Consider the following 21299-nt stretch of genomic DNA (forward strand, 5'->3'; position numbering starts at 1 on the left):
AGGACGACACGTTGAAACTCGTCACGTTCCGCCGGCCCGGCGGTATACCGGAGATCGGTCTCGTCGACGACGACAAGATCGTCCCGCTCGCCGCCGACGCCGGACTGCCGGTGACGATGGCCGAGTTCGTCGCGCTCGGCGCCGACGGGCTCGCACGGGCGTCCGCGCTGGCCGCCACCGCACCGCGGATCGCCGCCGACGCGGTACGGCTGCTCGCGCCGATCCGGCCGCGCAACAACGTCATGTGCGTGGGCAAGAATTACCACGACCACGCAAAAGAGTTCGCCGGCAGCGGATTCGACGCCAGCCAGAAGCAGGTCGTGCCCGACCATCCGGTCATCTTCACCAAGGCGCTGTCCTCGCTGGCCGGTCCCGGTGACCCGGTGTGCGTCAGCGACGACGCCACCGGTACCAGCGACTACGAGGGTGAGCTCGGTGTCGTGATCGGCCGCGGCGGGCACCGGATCACCGCGGCAGACGCCTTCGGGCACGTATACGGCTACACCATCGTCAACGACGTCACGATCCGCGACCTGCAGCACCGCCATGTGCAGTTCTTCGTCGGCAAGAGTGCGGCCACCTACTGCCCGATGGGCCCGGTGCTGGTGACCGCCGATGAAATCGGCGACATTGGCGCGCTGCGTCTGCAGACCCGGGTCAACGGCCGGCTACGCCAGGACGCGACGATTTCCGATCTGATCTTCGACATCCCCACGTTGATCGAGGCGATTTCGGCCGCGGTCCGGTTGGAGCCCGGCGACGTGATCGCCACCGGAACGCCTGCCGGTGTCGGTATCGGCCACACCCCGCCGAAGTTCCTGTCGCCGGGGGATCTGATGGAGGTCACCATCGACGGCATCGGCACGCTGACCAACCCGGTGCGCTGAGCGCCACGGCGGGCGTGGAGCTGGGCACGTGATTGAGGGGTAGGCGCGCGTGCCCAGCTCCAGCGCGGCGGCCGGTCAGGACACGGCCAGTGCTCCGATGTCCTCGAAGGTCTTGAACACCTCAGCCTTGGTCACCGCCACGTCGGCGTCGGAGACGTCGCGCGGGAACGGCAGGGTGAGCTTGATATCGTCGGCCAGCCGACCGCCCTTGGCGAACACCAGGATCCGGTTCGACAGCTCGACGGCCTCCCCCACATCGTGGGTGACGAATACCACGGTCTTCCCGGTCTCGGCCCAGATCGTGTGCAGTTCGGAACGCAGGGTCCGGGCCGTGATCGCATCGAGATGACTGAACGGTTCGTCCATGAACAGCACATCGGGTTCGGTGGCGAACGCCCTGGCGATACCGACCCGCTGCTGCATGCCGCCGGACAACTCGCCGGGGTACTTGTCGCCCTTGTCGCCGAGCTGGACCATCTCCAGGTAGTGCCTGCACCGGGCCCGGGTCTGCTCGGACCGGTCCTTCTGGACGAACAGCATGTTGTCCATCACGCTGCGCCACGGCAGCAGCCGGGCGGCCTGGAAGACGTAGCCGGCCCGCGCGGGCTTGCCGTTCTCGGTGATGCTCACCCGCCCACTGGTCGGTGTTTCGATTCCGGACAGGATGTTGAGCAGCGTCGACTTCCCGCAGCCCGACGCCCCGACGACCGATACGAACGCGTGCCCGCTGATGTTCAGGTTGACGTTCTCCAGGGCGATCACCTTGTCGGCGCCGAGGCCGAACTCCTTGTGCAGGTCGGTGACGGTGATATCGGCCATGTTTCAGTGCTCCTGTTTCCGGTCGGGCGCGTCGGGCGCCGTTGGTGCTCCGGCCTCGTCATCGGGGCCGTGAGTTGCCAGAGTGATGCTGCCGAGTGCGGCGCTGGTGGAGCTGGCACCGGTTTCGGCGGCCACCACCGCGGCGCGGGACGGCTGGTCGAACCGCTCCTCGACGACCTCGACCGAGTCGACCGCGGGCCGCCACTTGAACAGGCGTTTGGAGAGCTGATCGAACATGAACTTCTCGAAGATCAACGCGAAGATCACGAACAGCAGCGCGTACCCGATGACGCCGTAGGCGCGGTGCGCGTCGTACCAGAACTTGATCGTCCAGCCGGCACCGTCCTGGCCGCCGAACACCTCGGCGACCACCAGTCCCTTCCAGCCCAGCGCGAAGCAGTACCGCGCGGCGGCGAACAGGAACGGCAGCAGCGACGGGATCAGTACCTGGCGGATCACCCGGTCCCGCGGGACGCCGAACGCCCGCGCCATATCGAACAGGTCGGTCGGGGTGTTGCGTACGCCCTCCCGGACGTTGATGATCACGAACGGTATCCCCGTCAACACCACCGTGACGATCGGGCCGACGTCGCCGAAACCGAAGGCCAGGCTGCAGAACAGCGCCCAGGCCAGGTTCGGCATCGCCAGGATGGCCACCACCCAGTCGTTGAAGAAGGCGTCGACGGCCTTCGAAAGGCCCATCGCGATGCCGATGACCGTGCCGATGACCAGGGCGATGGCCATCCCGACCGCCAACCGCTGCAACGAGATACCGAAGGTGACGTACATGTTGTGCGGGGCGAGCGTGTCGCCGCGCAGCTCGTCGGCCATGAACCCGAACACCTGCCACGGCGTCGGCAGCACGTCGACGGCGAACGGCCAGATCGTGGTGACCGCCTTGATGGCCAGCAGCCAGAACACCAGGCAGGCCACCGGGAACAGCAGCCGGCCGACCAGTGAGTTGCGGGTCGCCGTCCGCCAGGCCCGGGTGAGCGGGGACGGCCGGTGCGGCGCGGCGGGGCGGGGCGTGGTCTGAACGCTCATGACTTCAATTCCCCTCTCCAGGCGAAGAATCGGCGCTCCAGCGATTCGAGCACCACCTTGTCCAGGAACAGCGCGAGGATGTAGAACGCCAGAATCCAGGTGAGGAACTCGTCGAGGCGGAACAGCTGTGTCGCGGTGCGCATCTCGAATCCGATGCCCTGGGACGCCGAGAACACCTCGGTGAGCACCGTGACCTTCCAGGCGATCGAGAAGCCGAACCGCACACCGGTGAAGATGAACGGCGCCAGATGCGGAACGACGATGTGCCGGTTGCGTTTCACCACCCCGACGTCGAACGATTTGCCCATATCGATGAGGTCTTTGGGCAGCGCCTTGATACCTTCGGAGATGTTGACCGTGATGAGCGCGAACGTGGTGAGCACGATCGCGGTGATCGGCCCGGCCGTCCGGTTCCCGAAGATGATCGCGGTGATCAGCGCCCAGATCAGGCCGGGTGTGGTCACCCCGATGGTGACCGCGTCCCGGAAGAAGCCGTTGAGGAAGCGGTTCTGCATGAGGATGCCGATCGCCACACCAAGGACGAAGGCGATGGAGAAACCGACGGCGATCCGGGCCAGGGTGGTGGCGAAGGCGCCGGGCACCTCACCGGTGGCCCACAGCCGGCCGAAGGTCTCGAACACCGTCGACGGTCCGGGCAACAGGCGCTCGTCCATCAGGTTGCCCGAGGCGAGCTCCCAGATCCCCAGGAAGAACACGTAACCGGCGATGCGCCAGCCCCATGTGGTGATGCGGTCTTTGCGTTTGGCCGCGCGAACGATGTCCTCCTCGCTCGTTCGCGGGGGCACTTTCGGGGGTGACTCCAACGTCGTGGACACAATCGCCTCTCGGGTGTTGGTGGGGAATCACGAAATCTTGACGGCCTCGAAACGCGGAGTCGGCGCATCCGGCCGCAGATAGTTCGCGTTCTTCGGATTGAGCTGCTTCATCAGGTTCCAGATCTCGGTCTCCACCGGTATCCAGTCCTTGTCCATCGCCACCTTGTCGACGAACCAGTCGTTGTCATCGGACATGAAGTTGGTGATCCAGTCGATGTCCTCGGGTGTCTCGACCGAGAAATGCTGCGGATACTTGCGCACCACGTCGGCCTTCTGCTCCCGGAACATCTCCACGCCGTGCTGCCACAGCTCGAGGAATTTCACCGCGAGATCGGGATGGGCGTTGTACCACTCCTCGGTGGCGGTGAAGGTGTTTCCCACGACGTGCCGCTGGTCGTCGCTGTCCGGCGCGAACTCCTTGTAGAGCTGGAACGGAAGTTTGCCGCCGTACATGATTTTGAGTTCGCCCTTGCGCAGCTGCGGGACGGCGGCCTCGGGGATGACGGCCGCGGCTTCGCAGTCACCGCGCAGCAGGTTGGTCGGGTTGACGAAATGGTCGTTGACGAGCAGCTGGAAGTCACCGCCGCCGACGCGGTAGTCGAGGTTGTGCATCTGCTTGGCCAGCACGGTCCAGAACGCGGTGTTCGAGGTCGGCCCCGAAACGCAGATCTTCGAGCCCTTCGGGATGTCCTCGAGGGTTTCGTACGGGCTGTCGGAGCGGGCCAGCATCGGCACCCGCTGGTAGTTGTACTTGCCGAAGGTGACCGTCTTGATGCCGGTCTGCTCCTCGAGGACCGGCACCTCCTGGGTGGACATCGACACGACGTCGCCGTGGCCGCCGGCGAAGTAGGTGAATTCATCCCAGGTGGAACTGGTCTCGACACGGATGTTGCTCTCCCGCTCCCACTTTGCGAGCTCACCGGAGTCCTTGAGCAGGTCCCACACGGGATCGGGGGCGAAGGCGAACCGGATCACCTGCTGCCCGTCCGCCCCCTGCGATTGTTGCGATCCCCCACAGCCCACGGCCGCCGTCAACGCCAGCACCGCCGACGCGGCGAGGCATAGCGACTTCCTTGCCGTCCTACCGACCTTCACAGTGGTCCTCCTCATGGTCCGCAGCCTTCTGTGATGTGTGACACTCAGTACAGTGCCAGCCGGCGGGCACACCTATGTCGTGGCACGTGAATTTCGTTCCCGACGGGTGTCGCGGCCTGTGACGTGGGCCGTCACCGATCCGGCGGCGGTGACGCAAGCCGTGATGTGTGCCTTGCCGATTTCGACTACGCCGCCACTGACGCGCGGCGCCCTCGGGCCTTGACTGGATGTGCTTGTCCGTCGTGACCTGGAGGAATCAATGCGACTCGGCTACTTCGCAATGCCGCTACACCCCGCCGGCCGGCCCTGGTCGGAAACCCTTCGCGAGGACCGGGAGGCGGTGATCCTGGCCGACCGGCTGGGCTTCCACGACGCGTTCATCGGCGAGCATCTGACCGACCGGCACGAGAACATCACCAACAGTCTGGTGTTCCTCGCGACGCTGATCTCCGAGACCGGGCAGATTCGGCTCGGCACCGGCACCACCAATCTCTCCCAGCAGCATCCGGTGCTGGTCGCGGCGAACTCGGCGATGTTCGACCACCTGGCCGACGGCCGGTTCATCCTCGGCATCAGTGCCGGCGCGCTGCCCTCGGATGCCGAGGCGCTGGGGATCCTCGATCAGGACCGCAACGAGATCTTCGCCGAGGCGATCGACGCGATCACCGCGGTGTGGGAATCCGAACCGCCGTATTCCCTTGTCCGCGAAGGCGGCCGGTTCCCGGTCAGCACCGCGAGAACCTACGATCCGGAACTCGGCGTCGGGATCCTGCCCAAGCCGCTGCAGCGGCCGCGGCCCGAGATCGTCGGCACCGTCGTGGCCCCCTATTCCAAGGGGGTGATCACGATGGGCGCCCGCAATTTTCATCCGCTTTCGGCCAACTTCCTGCTGCCACAGTGGGTTTGCACACACTGGCCCAACTACGTGCAGGGCAGGGAGTCGGTGGGCGAGGTCGCCGACACCGCGGACTGGCGGGTGGCCAGGACGGTGTTCGTCGCCGACGACGCCGCCGTCGCCGAGCGCTACGGCCGCAGCGACGCCCGCAGCCCGTACCGGTTCTACTACTCGAAGATGCTGACCAAGATGCGCAAGATCGGCCGCCTCGAACTGTTCAAGACGCACCGCGAGCAGCCCGACGAGGACGTCACCCTCGACGGTGTGCTCGACGAACTGGTCATCGCAGGCACCCCCGAATCGGTCACCGAGCAACTGCTGGAGTTCCGGGAGCGCACCGGTGAGTTCGGTGAGCTCGTCTACGCCGGCCTCGACTGGGTCGATCCCGGCCTGGCGCGGCGGTCGATGGAACTGATGGCCGAGAAGGTGATGCCCGCGGTCAATGCGGCCGGACCCGGGTCGCAGCGGCCGTGACCGATCGACTTCCCCTGCCCGCCGCCATGGACGCCGACCAGCGAGCCGCGGTGCAGCGCATCACGACCGGACCGCGCGGCGGGCTGTTCGGCCCGTTCGTCCCGCTGCTGCGCGCCCCCGAACTCATGACCCGGGTGCAGCTGGTCGGCGAGTATCTGAGGTTCGGGTCGGGCCTGGCCGATCACCTGCGCGAACTGGTCATCCTGCTCATCGCGCGGGACTGGGACCAGGATTTCGAATGGGGCCACCATGTCCCGCTCGCCCGCGGCGCGGGCCTGGATGCCGGGGTCATCGCGGCCGTCGCGGCGGGTGACTCGCCGACCGGCCCACCCGAGGTGTGCACGGTGTGGCGATTCGTCGAGGAACTGATCGGCGAACACCGCGTCGGCGACGACACCTTCGAGGCGGCCGTCGGCCAGCTGGGCGATGCCGGTGTCGTGGAGATGATCGTGACCGCCGGTTACTACACCACGCTGGCGATGACGTTGAACGCCGCGCAGACCCCGGTTCCCGACGACTACGAGCGGCTACCGTGACCGGATCCGAGGCGCTGCCCTACCTGCTGCTGCATCCGCTGGGCGGCGACCGGACGTTCTGGCAGCCCGTGCAGGCCGAACTCGCACCGGGCCGGGCTGTGGCGCTGGACCTGCCCGGGCACGGGTCGGCCGCGCCGCTTCGCCGCGGTGCGGGCGTGGCGGAGTTCGCCGCTCAGGTGGCCGACCAGTTGGCCGGCGGGCCCGCACCGGTGCACGTGGTCGGCGTATCGCTCGGCGGCATCGTCGCCCAGCGACTCGCGATGGACCGGCCCGATCTGGTCGCGTCGCTGTTCCTGGTCGACACGGTGGCGGTGTATCCGGAACCGATGCGCCAGATGTGGCGCGAGCGGGCCGACACCGCCCGGCGCGGCGAGCTCGCCTCGCTGGTGCCGCCCATGGTCGAGATGTGGTTCACCCCGGCGCTTGTCGCGGCGGACGATGCACGGGTCCGGCGGGCCCGCGAGGTGTTCGCCGGCACCGACGCCGAAGGGTACGCGCGGGCGTGTGACCTGCTGGCGACCGTGGACCTCACCGGCGGCCTGGCCGGGTCGCCGGTGCCCACGGTGGTGGTGTGCGGCGAGGACGACGCCCCACCGTTCCGCGCCGCCGCGACCGGGCTGGCCGACGCCACCGGCGGTGCGCCCGTCTACTGGCTGCCCGGCAGGCACGCCTGCGCGGTCGAAGCGGCGCAGGCCTTTGCGTCGCTGCTGACCGCCGCCGCCCCGGGCTGAGCGGCGGCGCGGCGTCAGCCGGCGCCGAAGCCCGGCAGCAGCCGGATGAGCCGGGCCGCGACCTGCAGCTCGGTGCGGCGCTCACCCATGGGATGCCCCAGCAGCTCCTCGACCTTGTGCAGGCGGTTGCGCACGGTGTGTTCGTGCAGCTGCAGATGTTCGGCGGCCGCCACGTGCGAGCCGAACCGGAACGATGCCTCCAGGGTCTCGCGCAGCCGCGCGGCCTCGACCGTGTCGCGGGCCAGCGGCCCCAGTTCGCGGTCGACGAACTGCCGGGCCCGCTCCGGGTCGCGCATGAGCAGGATCTCCAGACCGACGTCGTCGTGATGGACCACCGACGGGGCACCCGCGCCGCCCCACGCCGCGCGGATCCGCTCGGCGTCCACCGCCTCGGCCAGGGTCGCGCGGAAACCGTCGATCCCGGCGTGCGCCCCGCCCAGGGTGGCCACCACCCCGGCTTCGGCGAGCACCGCGTCGAGGGCGTCGAGCACGGTGCGCTTCCACTCCCCGATCCGGCCCAGCCACACCACCGTCGAGCTCAGCGTCAGCGGGTAGGCCAGCGCGTACTGACAGCTGACAGCCGACCGCAACCCCACCGACAGTTGCGTCGCGGCGCCCTCGGCCAGGGTGGGCAGCACCACCGCGATGTGGCGCGAACTCAGGTCGTAGGACAGGATCGCGGTGTCCGAGCCGGTGAGCGCACTGTTCTCACCGCGCAGGATGTCCTTGACCAGGCTGCGCCGCATATGCCCGCGCGACCGGTTGAGTGCCTCGTAGTCGCGGGTGTAGGTCTCGGCCACCTGGGACGCCACGAAGTCCTGGTAACCGAGAATGGTCTGGGTCAGCAACTGCAGCGCCAGGGTGGCCTCGTCGCGATCGATGTCGTGGTCGGCGATCACCCGCCGCAGGAACCCGGTCCAGGCCTCCCACATGGTGAAAAAGCTGACCCGGTAGGACCGCTGCATCGATTTCTGCGGTATCCGCAGCTGCGCCTGCACGGTCGCGAACGACAGCACCTGCTCGAGATAGACGTCCTCCAGGGCCATCTCACCGGCGATCACCGACCGCAGGCAACGCGCGTTGGCCCGGGTGCTCGCGGTGAGATGGCCGCGAAATTCGTCGTCGCCCACGTGGTTGGGGAACGCCACCCCCAGGCAGCGCCCGATGATGACGTCGACGAGCGCATCGACGTCGAACTCGCCCGCGGCCCGCTGCACCCAGGGCGGCACCGGCCGCTCGTCACGCCACAGATGCAGCGGGGCAGGCATCGTCACACCGGCCGGGTCGGGATCGGCCTCGGCCGTCGCCTCAGAGATCAAAGACATCGCGTTGCACCTCGGTGGGGTTGTGCGGGGGTGCGATAATGACCTGCGTCACACCGTGCCGCGATGGTAGCCGCAACCGGCGCCTGCGGGCACCCACCTCACCGCACCGGCTCCACGGCCCCGCTCCGCGCGGATCGGGTGATCGCCTCGAACGTGCATGCGTTGGCGACCATTTCGTCGAGCGGAACCGGATAGGCGGCGCCCCCGGCCACCGCCCTGGCGAACGATTCGATGTTCTCGCGCACGGACGCGTGCGGCGGGAAGAACGTCGTGGAGGCCGGATGTCCGCGCAGCTGGCGGGTGACGTCCCAGCCCTCGGGGGCCTCGGGGTGGGTCCGGTCGCGGATCTCGACCCAGCCCTCCGAGCCGAGCACCGTCACCCGCCCGACGAACGGTGTCGCCAGCACCGCCGTGATCAGCGCGGTCTGCCCCTTCTCGAAGGCCAGCGTGATCGCCAGGGTGTCGCCGTTGGCGAATGCCGTCGCCTGGGTGGACAACCGCGCCCACACCTCGGTGGGGCGGCCCAGGATGCTGATGGCCAGGTCGACGAGGTGGATCCCGGTCGCCGACAACGGCCCCACCGGCGCCTCGACGGCCGACAGCCGCCAGTTCTCGGCGGGCAGATCGAGGAACTTGTCCTGGCTGAAGTTGCCCTCGAAGATCAGCGGCACCCCGAGTTCGCCCTGGGCGATGGCCCGGCGCAGCCCCACCACGGCGGGCTCGAACCGACGTTCGTGCCCGATTCCGAGTTGCACCCCGGCGGCCTTGACGGCGGCCACCGCGCGCCGCGCGTGCGCGCCGGAGGCGCTCAGCGGCTTCTCGCAGAACACGTGTTTGCCGTTGGCAGCGGCCGCGACGATCTGTTCGGTGTGGAATTTGTGTGGTGTGCAAAGGATTACCGCGTCCGTCGAATCGTCGCGCAGGACCGCGTCGTAGTCGTCGTGCACATCCTCGACCCACGGTCGTACGGCGGCGCGCGCCGGTTCGCTGATATCCACTCCGGCCACGATGCGCACATCGTCGCTGCCGGCCAGATCGCGCACGATCTTGCCGCCCCACCAACCCAGTCCCACCACGGCTGCTCTGATCACATCAGACAGTCAAAGGTTCGGCCGGGGTGCGTGCATTGTCGGCGAACGTGAACTTCTGGTCGCCGGGTGGCGCATTCCGTCACCGGCCCGCGCGGCCGTGTCCTCGGGCGCCATCGGCACCGACCGAGATTCACGAACTCCGTGAGTGAATGCCGGTCCGGCCCGACGTTCAATTGAGGGCAGCAGTGCGACGACAGGAGACACACGTGACCCAGGACTACGTGACCGCGGGCGGTGGGGTCGACACAGACCTGTTCCGTCACGTCGTCGGACACCTGGCCAGCGGGGTCACCGTGGTGACCACCCGGGTCGACGGCCGCGATTACGGCATGACCGCCAGTTCGGTGACCTCGCTGTCGATGGAGCCGCCGATGATGCTCGCGTGCGTCAACAACGCGGTTCCCACCGCGACGGCGATCGAGCGCAGCGGCCGCTACACGGTCAACGTGCTCGGGCAGACGCAGGGCGAGCTCGCCTATCAGTTCGCCGCGCCGCGACCGGACAAGTTCGACGGGGTGGCGGTCGAGCGGGGCATCGCCGATGTGGCCATCCTGTCCGAGGCCATCGCGGCGCTGGAGTGCGAGGTGACCGAGCAGGTCACCGGCGGAACGCATTCGGTGTTCCTGGGCTATGTGCTGGCCGCGACCGCACGTGACGGCGCACCGTTGACCTACTTCCGGGGCGGTTTCGGGCGTTTCGAATTCGAACGCAACGACAACGCCTACGCCCGGGCCCGCGACATGGTGCTGAGCCGGGTGTTCACCGCGGGCCAGGTGGTCACCGTCGACGAACTCGCCGAGCGCCTCGACGGCGACCGGCCCCAGGCGTTCTACGTCCTGACCCGGCTGGCCGCCGACGGACTGGTGCTGCGCGACCCGCACCGCGGTTATGTGATCGCACCGTTCGACGTCCGCACATCCGACTACACCTTCGAGGCCCGGCTCGCCATCGAACTGGGCGTGATCGACTCTGTCGCAGGCAGAGCCGATCCGCGCCAACTCGCCGTCGCGCGCGGTCACCTCGAGACGATGTCGCACCATCTGGTCGATGACCGGTTCGAGGACTTCCATGCCTATCTGGACGCGAACTACGCGTTTCACGAGGCGATCGTCGCCCTGACCGCCAACCCGGTGCTGATCGCGGCGTTCGGATCGTTGAGCATCAAGAACGTCATGATGCGCAGTTTCGGCACCACCGCACAATCCTCGGCCGCGTTCCTGTCCGCGCAGCGCGATCTCCTGGTCGCCCTGGAGAACGGCGACGCGGCGGGCGCCCGCTCCGCCGCGCGTACCTACTGCGAACTGGCCAAAGCACGTACCCGCCAACTGCTCTCACTCACCGGCGGACTGTTCTAGGCCAGCCGGGTGATCTCCACGACCACGTCGAGGTCGGTGGACCCCTCACCGGAGTAGATGCCCTTCAGCGGGGCCACGTCCGAATAGTTGCGGCCGACACCGACACTGACGTACCGCTCGTTGATCTCGGCGTCGTTGGTGGGGTCGTAGTTCCACCAGCCGCCGGTCCAGGCCTGGATCCAGGCGTGGCTCTGCCCGTCGACGGTGTCGCCGACCGAGGCCTTGCGTTTGGGGTGCAGGTAACCCGAGACGTAGCGCGCAGGAATTCCCATGGACCGCAACATGATCAGCGAAAGATGCGCGAAATCCTGGCAGACACCCTTGCCTTCGCGCAACGCGTCCAGACCCGACGAGTGCACACCGGTAGTGCCCGGCACGTAGTCGAGTTCGCTGCGCACCCACTGGGCCACCGCGATCACCGCCTCGTGGGGCTGGTGATCCTTGGCGATCCGTTCACCGACCCGTTGGATGCGCTTGCTGCGCGGGGTGTACTGGGTCGGGGCGAGCATCTCGTCGAATCTGTCGAAGACGGCCTCGGAGGCCAGGTCCTCCCAGCTCGCCATGTCGTCGGGTTTCTCCCCCACCTCGGTCTCGACCACCGACGCCGAGGACACCTCCAGTTCGGTGTGCGGAGCGTGCAGGTCGAACGCCGTCACCGCGGTACCCCAGTAGTCCACGTAGCGGTAGGACCTGGTGGCGGGGACGGTTTCCACCCGGTTGAGGATCACGTTCTGCCGGGAGTCCGAACGCGGCGTCAGCCGCGCCTCGTTGAAGGACGCGGTCACCGGGGACTTGTAGGCATAGCCGGTCGAGTGCACCACCCGCATGCGCCACATCTAGAGCTCACCCTCCTCGATCACCAGCGGATCGCCGTGCCCGGCGTCCGTCCACGCCACCCACGGAACGGAATGGAAATACTGCAGCGCCAAGGCTTCTCCGACATCACGACAGGTCCGCTGGAGTTCGGCAAGGGTGTTCTCCAGCGATTCCAGCAGCACACCCGGCTGCAGGAACTCGAGCTCGCTGCGGGCCCGGCCGAGCAGACGCTGCGCCTCGGCGGTCGCGCCCACCCGGCTGTAGGGCGAGCTGAGCAGTTCGTCGAGGCTGTGTTCGGCCACCCGCAGCGAATGGAAGATCGACCGGGGGAACAACCGGTCGAGCATCATGAACTCGACCACCCGCCCGGCGTCGAGGACACCGCGGTAGGTCCGCAGGTAGGTGTCGTGCGCGCCGGCCGCCCGCAGCAGCGTGACCCAGGCCGGTGAGGAGGCACTGTCCCCGACCCGGGACAGCAGCAGCCGCACGGTCATGTCGACCCGCTCGATGGCCCGGCCCAGCAGCATGAACCGGTAGCCGTCGTCGCGGCTCAGTGTCGAGTCGGCCAGCCCGGCGAACATCGCCGCCCGCCCCTCCACGTAGGCCAGGAACTCGTGCGGGCCGAGCCGCTTGGCTGCCCGTTCCCGTTCCGGCAGGCCGTTATAGGTGGTGTTGAGGCATTCCCAGATCTCGGTGGAGGTGACCTCGCGGGCGCCGCGGGCGTTCTCCCTGGCCGCCGAGACGGCGTCGACGATCGATGCCCCGTAGGTGTCGCGGCTGAACGCGACGATGTCGGTCAGCGACCACACGTCGAGCGGCTTCTCGGGCGGTTCGATGCCGAGGACCCGCAACAGCGTGCGCGATGCGCCGTCCGGGTCGACGCTGGAATCCTCCAGCAGCTGGTGGATCGTCACGTCGAGAATGCGGGCGGTGTCATCGGCCCGCTCGACATAGCGACCGATCCAGTACAGCGATTCGGCATTGCGTGCCAGCATCTGATTCACCACCTACTGCTGTTGCTGGGACGAGTCGTCGGGCGCGCCATCGCTGTTGGGTCTGGTGGCCGACTTGGGCAGGGCCCGCACCACCTCGGCCCCGGCCAGCTCACGGTCGGCCGCCGAGGTCCGCGAAGCCAGCACCCAGGTGTCCTTCGAGCCACCGCCCTGGCTGGAATTGACCACCAGTGACCCCTCGGGCAGTGCCACCCGGGTCAGACCGCCCGGCAGCACCCACACATCGTTGCCGTCGTTGACCGCGAACGGTCGCAGGTCGACGTGGCGCGGGGCCAGCCTGCTGTCGATCTGGGTCGGCACGGTGGACAACTGCATGACCGGCTGCGCGATCCAGCCACGCGGATCGTTGCGGATCTTCTTGGCGATCGCGGCCAGTTCTTTGGCCGAGGCGTCCGGCCCGAACACGATGCCGTAGCCGCCCGACCCCTCGACCGGTTTGACCACCAGTTCGTCGACCCGGTCCAGCACCTCCTCGCGTTCCTCGTCGAGCCAGCACCGGTAGGTGTCGACGTTGGCCAGGACCGGCTTCTCACCCAGGTAGTACTCGATGATCGTGGGCACGTAGGTGTAGACGAGTTTGTCGTCGCCGACCCCGTTCCCGACCGCGCTGGAGATCACCACGTTGCCGGCCCGCGCGGCGTTGAGGATGCCCGCGACACCGAGCACCGAGTCGGGCCGGAACTGCATCGGATCCAGATACGCGTCGTCGATGCGCCGGTAGATGACGTCGACCTGACGCTCCCCCTCGGTGGTGCGCATGTAGACCGCGTTGTCCCGGCAGAACAGATCGCGGCCCTCGACCAGCTCGGCACCCATCTGTCGGGCCAGCAGGGAATGCTCGAAATACGCCGAGTTGTAGACGCCGGGGGTCAGCACCACCACCGTCGGGTCGGCGACGTTGGTGGGTGCCGCGTTGCGCAGCGCGCGCAGCAGATGCGACGAATAGTCGCCGACCGCACGCACCCGGTTGGTCGCGAACAGGTTCGGGAAGACCCTGGCCATGGTGCGCCGGTTCTCCATCACATAGGACACCCCCGACGGCGACCGCAGGTTGTCCTCGAGCACTCGGAAATCGCCCTTGGCGTCGCGGATCAGGTCGATCCCCGCGACGTGGATGCGCACGCCGTTGGGCGGGACGATGCCCGCGGCCTCGCGGTGGAAGTGCTCGCAGGAGGTCACCAGCCGGCGTGGGATCACCCCGTCGCGCAGGATCTCCTGCTCGCCGTACACATCGTCGAGGTACATCTCCAGCGCCTTGACCCGCTGGGTGATGCCGCGCTCCAGCCGTGACCACTCGGCCGCCGAGATCACCCGCGGCACCAGATCGAGGGGGAAAGGTCGCTCCTGACCGGACAGCGAGAAGGTGATGCCCTGGTCGATGAACGCCCGCCCGAGCGCCTCCGAGCGGGCCTGCAACTCGGAGGCGTCCGACGGAGCAAGCTCGGCGAAGATGCCCTTGTAGGGTCCGCGAACGTTGCCCGACGCATCGAACATCTCGTCGAACGCCTGCGAGTAGTGGCCCAGCCGGTTGTAACCGTCGAAGATGCCCTCGTGTCTGACCCGGGGCTTGGAATTGCGCGACGACCTGCCCGGATCGGCCGGCCTCTCGGTAGCGACGGTTCGGAGGCTCATCTGCACCATGCTGCACCACCGGCAGGCTTTTTGTCGGTTCATAGGGCCGTCGGCGCTGTCGCTTTTGGGGGTTCGTGCGCTGCACTGGTACCCTGAAACGTCGCTGCCCGCCGTATGCGTGGGCGCACCGAGACTTCGTAACCCCTGCTAGAGAATTAAGAAGGAACTTCTACGTGGCCAACATCAAGTCGCAGGAAAAGCGCATCCGGACCAACGAGCGTCGTCGGCTGCGCAACCAGTCGGTGAAGTCGTCGCTGCGTACGGCCGTGCGCGGCTTCCGCGAGGCCGTCGAGGCCGGCGAGAAGGACAAGGCCGCCGAGTTGCTGGTGTCGACCAGCCGCCAGCTCGACAAGGCCGCCAGCAAGGGCGTCATCCACGCCAACCAGGCCGCGAACAAGAAGTCGGCCCTGGCCCTGGCGCTGAACAAGCTCTGATCCTCCGGCAGTAACCCGGGTTCACCGGGTGGCGAGGTCTGCCACCCGGCGCACCGCGGCCTCAAGGGCGTAGTCGGCATCCGCCGCTGCGCCCTTTACGTCTGCGTTGAGCGCGGCGACGACGCGCATCGCCTCGGCCACCGATTCCCGCGACCATCGCCGCGACTGTTTCTGCGCCTTCTGCACCCGCCACGGCGGCATCCCCAGCTCACCGGCCAGCCGGTACGGATCCCCCGACAGCGGCCCGACCCGCGCGATGGTGTGCACCGCCTCGGCCAGCGCATCGGCCAGCACGACGTGCGGCTCACCGGACAGCATGGCCCAGCGCAATGCCTCCGCGGCCCCGGCGGCATCTCCGAGGACCGCCTTGTCGGCGATATCGAAGCCCTTCACCTCGGCCTTGCCGCTGTGGTAGCGGCGCACGGCGGCCGCGTCGACCTGGCCGTCGGTGTCGGCCACCAATTGCGAGCAGACCGCGGCCAGCTCGCGGATGTTGGAGCCGACGGCATCGAGTACGACGCTGACGGTGTCATCGGACACCTTGGCCCGTAGCCGGCGGAACTCGCCGCGCACGAAATCCGCCCGCTCGGCCGGCTTGGTGATGCGCGCACACGGATGCACCTGCGCCCCAAGTTTTTTCAGCTGATCGGCCAGGGCCTTGGCCCGGCCGCCACCGGAGTGCAGCACGACGAGGGCCGTGCCGGGCGGCAGATCGGCGGCGGCCGCCGCGATCAGCGCGACGGCGTCCTTACCGGCCTCACCCGCGGCTTCGAGCACCACCATCCGCTCCTCGGCGAACAGCGACGGGCTCAGCAGTTCGGCGAGTTCGCTGGTGCTGACCTCGCCGGCCCGCAACCGGTCCACCGGCACGTCCTCGGATCCCAAGCCGGATCCGGCGCGCTCGCGCACCGACCGGAACACGGCCGCGACCGCACGTTCGACCAGCAATTCCTCATCACCGAGCACCAGGTGCAGCCCGTCGGTCTGTTGGCTCACGCCCATGATCGTGTCACGCCGCACCGACGGCGCCGACCACCTGGCCCGCCAGCGTCCAGGCCAGCAGCACGATCGCCAGGCCGGCCGCACCGTGCCGCATCCACCGGTACCGCCACAACACCGCCGAAGCGATCCCGCCCGCCGCCACCACCAGCACCCCGACCAGCCCCGACGGTGTCGGCAACGCCGATCCGGGCACCCCCGACGCCCACCGCGCCACCGAAAGCAACCACCACAGCTCGGGCCCGGTGAACCGGATCAGCAGCTGCGCGCCCGCCGGCCACAGCGCCGATACGGCGGCCGCCGTGGTCCCGAGCACCGTGATGGGCGGTATGACCGCGGCGACGGCCAGGTTGGCCAGCACCGCCACCACGCTGAACCGGCCCGAGATCCCGGCGATCAGGGGCGCGGTGACGAGTTGGGCGGCCACCGCGACGCTGACGGCCGCGGCCAGCCAGCGCGGCCAGCCGCGGTCCTCGAGGCGTCGGGCCCACACCGGTGCGATGACGACGATGCCCGCGGTCGCACACACCGACAAGGCGAATCCGGCGTCGACGGCCAGTTCCGGTGCCGCGACCATGAGCACCAGAACGCTGCCCGCGAGTGCGGGCACCGCCTGTCTCCGCCGGTGGGTGAGCACCCCGAGGAGCGTGACCGCACCCATCACCGCGGCCCGCAGCACACTCGCCGACGGCTGCACCACGATGACGAATCCGATCAGGCCCAGGGCCGCCAGCCCGACCGCGATGCGCGGGCCGACCAGGGCCGCGGTCAGGAGCAGCGCACCGCACACGATGGTGACGTTGGCGCCCGACACCGCGGTGAGATGGGTCAGGCCCGCCGCCCGGAACTGCGCCGTGGTCTGTTCGGTGACGGTCGAGGTGTCCCCCAGCACCAGGCCGGGCAGGATCGCGGCCTGATCGGCCGGCAGGGCGCCGCGTGCCGCGTCGGCGAAACCCGTTCTGATGTGCTGCGCGGCCCGCTGCACCGCCGGGGCCCGCCCCGCCGTGACCGGCCCGGTGACCGAGAGGACCGCGAGCGTGAGGTCGCGGCGCAGCGGACGCGCGATGGTGGCCCGAAAGCGGGCCGGCCGCCCGACCGTCACCGCCGGGTACCCGGTGGCGCGGGCGAACACGATCACCCGCCCGCGATTGGGTCTGCCGTCCAGCGCGGTCAGGTCGGCGCGGAACATCAGCCGGCCGCCCTTGAGCACCCGGGGTGGCTCGGTGGGCGTCACCTCGACGTCGGCGCCCGTGCCGTAGCGCTGGACGATCGGATGGTGCTCAGCCTGATGCACCCGCAGCCCGACCGCCACCGCGAAGGCCACCCCCACGACCGCGACGGCCAGCACCGCGGGGCCACCGCGGTGTACCGCGCGGTCTGCACCGCCCCACCGGGCCGCCGCGGCCGCCGCTGCCGTCGCCGTCACCACCGCCGTGATGGAACCGCCGATGTGCCACCAGATTCCGGTGGCGGTCACCGCCCAGGCGGTCAGGGCGGCCGGGGCGATCCGCAGATCCAGCCGCTCGGTGTCGGGGTGCGGTTCTCCCGCTGTCACACCCGGACCAGGGTGCGCAGCTTGGCCAGCCGGGCCGGCCCGATCCCGTCCACGTCGCCGAGCTGATCCACGCTGGCGAATCGGCCGTTGGCCTCGCGCCAGGCCAGGATCGCCTCGGCGGTCACCGGCCCGACCCCGGGCAGCCCGTCGAGTTGCTCGGCGGTCGCGGCGTTGAGGTCCACCGGTGCCGCCGGGGCGTCGGGCTCCGCGCCACCGCCGGGGGCCGCGGGCTCCCCGGCCACCGAGCTGCCCATCGACGTGGGCTGCCCCGGCGGTGCCGCGATCCCCACCACGATCTGTTCCCCGTCGGCGATCCGGCGGGCCATATTCAGCCCGATCAGGTCGGCACCGTCGAGCGGCCCGCCCGCGGCCTCGAGCGCGTCGGCGGTGCGGGCCCCGGCCCGCAGGGTGACCAGTCCCGGTTTGTGCACCAGGCCCACCACGCTGACCACCAGCTGCCCCTCCGCGTCGCCGGCAGGTGTCGGGTTCGCCGACGAAATCATCTGCACCGGAGGAAGATTGGCCGCCGTCACCGGTGGCGGTTGATCCCTGACCAGGATGAAGACCGTGACCAGCACCGCGAGGATCCCGACCGCGCCCATGGCCAGCACCCCGGCCCGTCCCGGATCGGCCCGCACCGTCGCCAGCCAGCCCCTGGCACCGTCGTTCGACGTATCGGGTAGCCACCGCGACAGCGCCGTCTCGGCCACCTCGCCGGGGTCCGCTGCGGCCGTGCCTACCCCGTCATCGGCGTCGTCCGGGTCGTCGTCGGCCCCGAGCCGGCGACGCAGCCGCTGCACGGGCAGTTCGGTTCCCATGCCCGCGACGGTAGGTGTGCACGGGGACCGTTCCGGCTGCCAGGCGCGCGATCCACCGCTGCCTGTGAATGAATATCGCGCTGTGGATAACCGCGGCTACTTCTGGTGCCGGGCCCGGTGCTGCCCTTTACCCGCAGAAGACTTGGAGTTGTTGTGTCGCAACGACTTCTTCGGTGAATGGGTCAACGCGCCGGTCGCCTTTCCGACCGCCCGGCCGACGTCGCGGACCACCTTGCGCACGGGCCGGTCCTCGGTCTTTGGCTTGACCGGTTTCAGCGGCCGGGTCTTGGCGGGAGTGACGGATTCGTCGGCGCTATCGCGGCGGCGTTCGGCGGTCGGCGTCAGCGAACCGACCTCCCGAGTCGATACGGCTTTCGGGAACGGATCCTTGAGCGCCGCACCGATATTGGCGGCGGCCGTATCGACCGAGCCGGTGACGATGTTCGACGCGACATCGATGACGCCGGTGGCCCGCGCGGCGGCCGCGCTGACCGCCGCCAGCGGGTCACCGGTGCGGGCCAGCTCCTGGGCGCCCGCATCGGCGGTCTGCACCACGCCGAGCAGCAGAAGTTCACCGGCCTGGAATGCGACCGCGGCGCTGACCTTGACCGCTTCGACCGCGACAACCTCGGGCAGCGTCTCGGCCCCGGTCTCGGTGGGTACGGGAACCCCTGGTCCCGGCAGTGGCTGGTTCAGCCCGGCCAGGATGGTCTCCCTGGCTTGCTCGACCGCCTGCGGAAGATCGGCGGGATTGAGCACCGCCGATCCGACCCGCAACAGCTGCACGACCGAGATCTCCAGATTGTTGAAGGCTTTCGGCACCACCCGGTCGACATCGTTGAGAATGATGCCTTCGGCGGCCGTATTCGCCGGTCCGGTCACCGACGCCGCGGCCGCTCCGAGCGCCCTGGTCAGCGAGCCGGTGGTGGCCAGCGCGTTCAGCAACGCCGCAGGCGTCTGCACCGCGCCGAGCGGAATGGTGACCGCACCCTGCACGGCGAACGGGCAGATCACGCTGCAGTACTCGAGCTGGTTCTGCAGGAAGGCGATTGGCAACGCCCCCAACGAGGGCGTCGCGGTGAGCCGGATCTCGGTACTGACGACCGGCCGCGCAGAAACCTGCGGTGGTGCGGCCACCGGTGCGACGACGAGTGCTCCGATGCCCGCGACCGCGGCGGTGGTCAGGACAGCTGATTGAACGCGTGCAGACACTTTCGGGCCCCTGGGGTGGTGTTTCGGACACCCCGTATACGGCCCGTCGCGCCGAATGGTTCACCGGCGCGACCGACCCGATCAGTCCGTCTTCTGCATGCGCGACGGTGTGGCGCCGTGCGCCTGCGGATTGACCTGCGCCGTCCGCGGCGCGAACCGGCGATAGGTGGCCAAGTAGAGCACGGCCGCCACGATCGCGGACACGAAGTAGCTCAGGTCGGCGCCGGCGAGGCTGGCGCCCACGGGTCCGGTGAAGAAACCGTTGGCCATGAACGGCACCGACACGATGACGCCGATGATCAACGCTCCGAGGCCCGCGACGTTGAACCTCCCGAAGGCCCCGTCGGGCGTATAGAAATTCTCGAATGCCAGCGAGTTGCGTCCGGCCCGTTGCACGACGTAGTAGTCGACGAGCAGGACCGCGACCCACGGCGTGATGTAGTACGACAGCACGTGCAGGAACAGCAGGAAGTTCGCCTGGAAGTGGTCACCGCCGAATACCAGCGCGATCACCAGTCCCACCACACCTGCCACGGTCACCGTCAACCACTGCGGCAGCTTGATATCGCAGGTCAACGTGTTCATCGCACCGCTATACAGGTTGACCGAGTTGTGCGGAATGGCGGACAGGCCGAGCGTGAGCAGGACGACGTAGCGCAACCAGTCGGGCAGCGCGACACCGAACGCATCGATCACATCGCCGTCGGGCATGAGCGTGATGAGCCCGGCGCCCAGGCACATCATCCAGGTGGTCGAGGCGAACAGACCCGCCGTCGCGGCCGCGAAGATCGAGGACGGTTTGCTGTTCTCGGGCAGATAGCGCGAGTAGTCCGACGCGTACGGCGCCCAGCTGGCCGTATAGCCGAACACCGCGGTGAAGAGCACCGACCACGCCAGCCAGTAGTCGACTCCGGACACCGTCGCCTCGGTGCCGGGGCCGCCACCGTGGAACAGCAGGACGACCGAAACCACCGTCAGCACCACGATGCTGACGTTGGTGATGATCTTGCCCATGGTGTGCAGGATCTTGTAACCGAAGATTCCAATCAGGATGCTCACCGCGGCGACGACCACGACGGTCGGCGCGTAGGGAGCATTCAGCAGGTCGGCGAGCGATTTAGCGCCGAGCACCGTGCCGACGCTGTAGTAGCCGATACACATCAGCAACGTGAGGAACGCGGGCAGGAAGTTCCCGATGTAGCCGAACGGCGCACGGCCCATCGGCAGCTGGGGCATCCCCAACCGCGGCCCCATCACCGCGCACAGACCGGTGACGATCGACCCGAGGATGTTGGCGAGCACGATGGCGGTGATACTGCCGGTGAAGCCGAGGCCGAGGGGCCCACCGCTGGCTCCCAGATAGATACCGGCCAGGTAGATCACCGGGGCGAACCGGACGGTGAACTGGTTGCGCGGGTTGCCGTAGCGCTGGCTCGTCGGGATATGGCTGATGCCACTTCTTTCGAGCACCAACTGGCTGCCCGAGGTTTCCGAGGACGACCCGCCGGCCGTTGCTGATTGCGCGCTGCTGTCCTTCATTCGAGTTCCTCGTTCCTGGACAGGATGATTGTCAGGCCCATCACGCTAGGGTCGGCCGTCCCGGATGCACACGTAACGAGCAGCCAATCTCGTCCGGGCCCCTTTGGCAGGAGATGCCAACCATCATGGACGGGCCGATCTCCGGCCGGATCCGGGCATTGACTGCGACCGGCGACCTCCTTACTCTTCGATT

At 68.6% G+C, this 21299-nt stretch carries 20 protein-coding genes; 6 read left to right on the plus strand and 14 right to left on the minus strand.

Translation table 11 applies throughout. The features are described 5' to 3' along the window. Positions 1 to 11: 11 nt before the first annotated feature. Positions 12 to 887, plus strand: a complete 876-nt coding sequence (locus tag ACWDTP_RS14070; RefSeq protein WP_450020612.1) for a fumarylacetoacetate hydrolase family protein — start codon at positions 12 to 14, stop codon at positions 885 to 887. 75 nt (positions 888 to 962) lie between these two features. On the opposite strand, the gene ACWDTP_RS14075 is transcribed toward ACWDTP_RS14070, so the two are convergent. From ACWDTP_RS14075 to ACWDTP_RS14090, 4 genes are read right to left on the minus strand one after another with little or no spacing between them, the layout of a single operon-like run. Next, the gene (locus ACWDTP_RS14075; protein WP_450020614.1) at positions 963 to 1706 is read right to left on the minus strand and encodes an ABC transporter ATP-binding protein; all 744 of its coding nucleotides are present in this window, start codon (positions 1704 to 1706) and stop codon (positions 963 to 965) included. Positions 1707 to 1709: 3 nt separating this feature from the next. Beyond that, positions 1710 to 2750: an ABC transporter permease gene (locus tag ACWDTP_RS14080; RefSeq protein ID WP_450020616.1), complete on the minus strand. Its 1041-nt coding sequence runs from the start codon at positions 2748 to 2750 to the stop codon at positions 1710 to 1712. Beyond that, a complete protein-coding gene (locus tag ACWDTP_RS14085) occupies positions 2747 to 3556 on the minus strand; it encodes an ABC transporter permease (protein WP_450020618.1) in 810 nt (269 codons plus the stop codon). Before ACWDTP_RS14085 ends, ACWDTP_RS14080 begins: the two co-directional genes overlap by 4 nt. Positions 3557 to 3613: 57 nt before the next feature. Next, a complete protein-coding gene (locus tag ACWDTP_RS14090) occupies positions 3614 to 4681 on the minus strand; it encodes an ABC transporter substrate-binding protein (protein WP_450020620.1) in 1068 nt (355 codons plus the stop codon). Between the two features lie 259 nt (positions 4682 to 4940). On the opposite strand from ACWDTP_RS14090, the gene ACWDTP_RS14095 reads away from it, so the two are divergent. The 3 genes from ACWDTP_RS14095 to ACWDTP_RS14105 are packed head-to-tail and all read left to right on the plus strand — an operon-like array spanning position 4941 to position 7317. After that, positions 4941 to 6050, plus strand: a complete 1110-nt coding sequence (locus ACWDTP_RS14095) for an LLM class flavin-dependent oxidoreductase (protein ID WP_450020622.1) — start codon at positions 4941 to 4943, stop codon at positions 6048 to 6050. Continuing rightward, on the plus strand, positions 6047 to 6586 hold the full coding sequence (locus tag ACWDTP_RS14100; protein ID WP_450020624.1) for a carboxymuconolactone decarboxylase family protein: 540 nt from the start codon (positions 6047 to 6049) through the stop codon (positions 6584 to 6586). The genes ACWDTP_RS14095 and ACWDTP_RS14100 overlap by 4 nt, the downstream gene beginning before the upstream one ends. Then, positions 6583 to 7317, plus strand: coding sequence for an alpha/beta fold hydrolase (locus ACWDTP_RS14105; protein WP_450020626.1), 735 nt, complete (start codon positions 6583 to 6585; stop codon positions 7315 to 7317). The genes ACWDTP_RS14100 and ACWDTP_RS14105 overlap by 4 nt, the downstream gene beginning before the upstream one ends. Positions 7318 to 7331: 14 nt before the next feature. On the opposite strand, the gene ACWDTP_RS14110 is transcribed toward ACWDTP_RS14105, so the two are convergent. Together ACWDTP_RS14110 and ACWDTP_RS14115 are read right to left on the minus strand one after the other, a co-directional pair. Further along, on the minus strand, positions 7332 to 8642 hold the full coding sequence (locus ACWDTP_RS14110) for a PucR family transcriptional regulator (RefSeq protein ID WP_450020628.1): 1311 nt from the start codon (positions 8640 to 8642) through the stop codon (positions 7332 to 7334). 98 nt (positions 8643 to 8740) lie between these two features. Next, positions 8741 to 9733, minus strand: coding sequence for a Gfo/Idh/MocA family protein (locus ACWDTP_RS14115; protein ID WP_450020630.1), 993 nt, complete (start codon positions 9731 to 9733; stop codon positions 8741 to 8743). A 206-nt stretch (positions 9734 to 9939) separates the two neighbouring features. Here ACWDTP_RS14115 and ACWDTP_RS14120 point away from each other — a divergent pair, with 206 nt between their 5' ends. After that, on the plus strand, positions 9940 to 11088 hold the full coding sequence (locus tag ACWDTP_RS14120) for a flavin reductase (RefSeq protein WP_450020632.1): 1149 nt from the start codon (positions 9940 to 9942) through the stop codon (positions 11086 to 11088). Here ACWDTP_RS14120 and ACWDTP_RS14125 read toward each other — a convergent pair. Genes ACWDTP_RS14125 through ACWDTP_RS14135 form a run of 3 tightly spaced genes read right to left on the minus strand, consistent with a single transcriptional unit; the run spans position 11085 to position 14549 of the window. Further along, on the minus strand, positions 11085 to 11924 hold the full coding sequence (locus tag ACWDTP_RS14125; protein ID WP_450020634.1) for a transglutaminase family protein: 840 nt from the start codon (positions 11922 to 11924) through the stop codon (positions 11085 to 11087). The genes ACWDTP_RS14120 and ACWDTP_RS14125 overlap by 4 nt on opposite strands. Beyond that, complete coding sequence (locus ACWDTP_RS14130; protein ID WP_450020636.1) at positions 11925 to 12899, minus strand: alpha-E domain-containing protein; 975 nt, start codon at positions 12897 to 12899, stop codon at positions 11925 to 11927. A 12-nt stretch (positions 12900 to 12911) separates the two neighbouring features. Next, complete coding sequence (locus ACWDTP_RS14135) at positions 12912 to 14549, minus strand: circularly permuted type 2 ATP-grasp protein (protein ID WP_450020638.1); 1638 nt, start codon at positions 14547 to 14549, stop codon at positions 12912 to 12914. Between the two features lie 173 nt (positions 14550 to 14722). Here ACWDTP_RS14135 and rpsT point away from each other — a divergent pair, with 173 nt between their 5' ends. After that, positions 14723 to 14983: a 30S ribosomal protein S20 gene (gene rpsT, locus ACWDTP_RS14140; protein WP_217159606.1), complete on the plus strand. Its 261-nt coding sequence runs from the start codon at positions 14723 to 14725 to the stop codon at positions 14981 to 14983. 21 nt (positions 14984 to 15004) lie between these two features. On the opposite strand, the gene holA is transcribed toward rpsT, so the two are convergent. The 5 genes from holA to ACWDTP_RS14165 all read right to left on the minus strand — a co-directional run bounded on the left by holA (position 15005) and on the right by ACWDTP_RS14165 (position 21106). Then, the gene (holA, locus tag ACWDTP_RS14145) at positions 15005 to 15979 is read right to left on the minus strand and encodes a DNA polymerase III subunit delta (protein WP_450020641.1); all 975 of its coding nucleotides are present in this window, start codon (positions 15977 to 15979) and stop codon (positions 15005 to 15007) included. 13 nt (positions 15980 to 15992) lie between these two features. Then, positions 15993 to 17537: a ComEC/Rec2 family competence protein gene (locus tag ACWDTP_RS14150; protein WP_450020643.1), complete on the minus strand. Its 1545-nt coding sequence runs from the start codon at positions 17535 to 17537 to the stop codon at positions 15993 to 15995. After that, on the minus strand, positions 17534 to 18355 hold the full coding sequence (locus ACWDTP_RS14155; RefSeq protein ID WP_450020645.1) for a helix-hairpin-helix domain-containing protein: 822 nt from the start codon (positions 18353 to 18355) through the stop codon (positions 17534 to 17536). Before ACWDTP_RS14155 ends, ACWDTP_RS14150 begins: the two co-directional genes overlap by 4 nt. Before the next feature lie 96 nt (positions 18356 to 18451). Continuing rightward, entirely contained in the window at positions 18452 to 19567 is a 1116-nt protein-coding gene (locus ACWDTP_RS14160) for a hypothetical protein (protein ID WP_450020646.1), read from the minus strand. Positions 19568 to 19648: 81 nt separating this feature from the next. Then, a complete protein-coding gene (locus tag ACWDTP_RS14165; RefSeq protein ID WP_450020648.1) occupies positions 19649 to 21106 on the minus strand; it encodes a purine-cytosine permease family protein in 1458 nt (485 codons plus the stop codon). Positions 21107 to 21299: the final 193 nt, after the last annotated feature.

The sequence above is a fragment of the Mycobacterium sp. NPDC003449 genome (genome assembly GCF_053588415.1).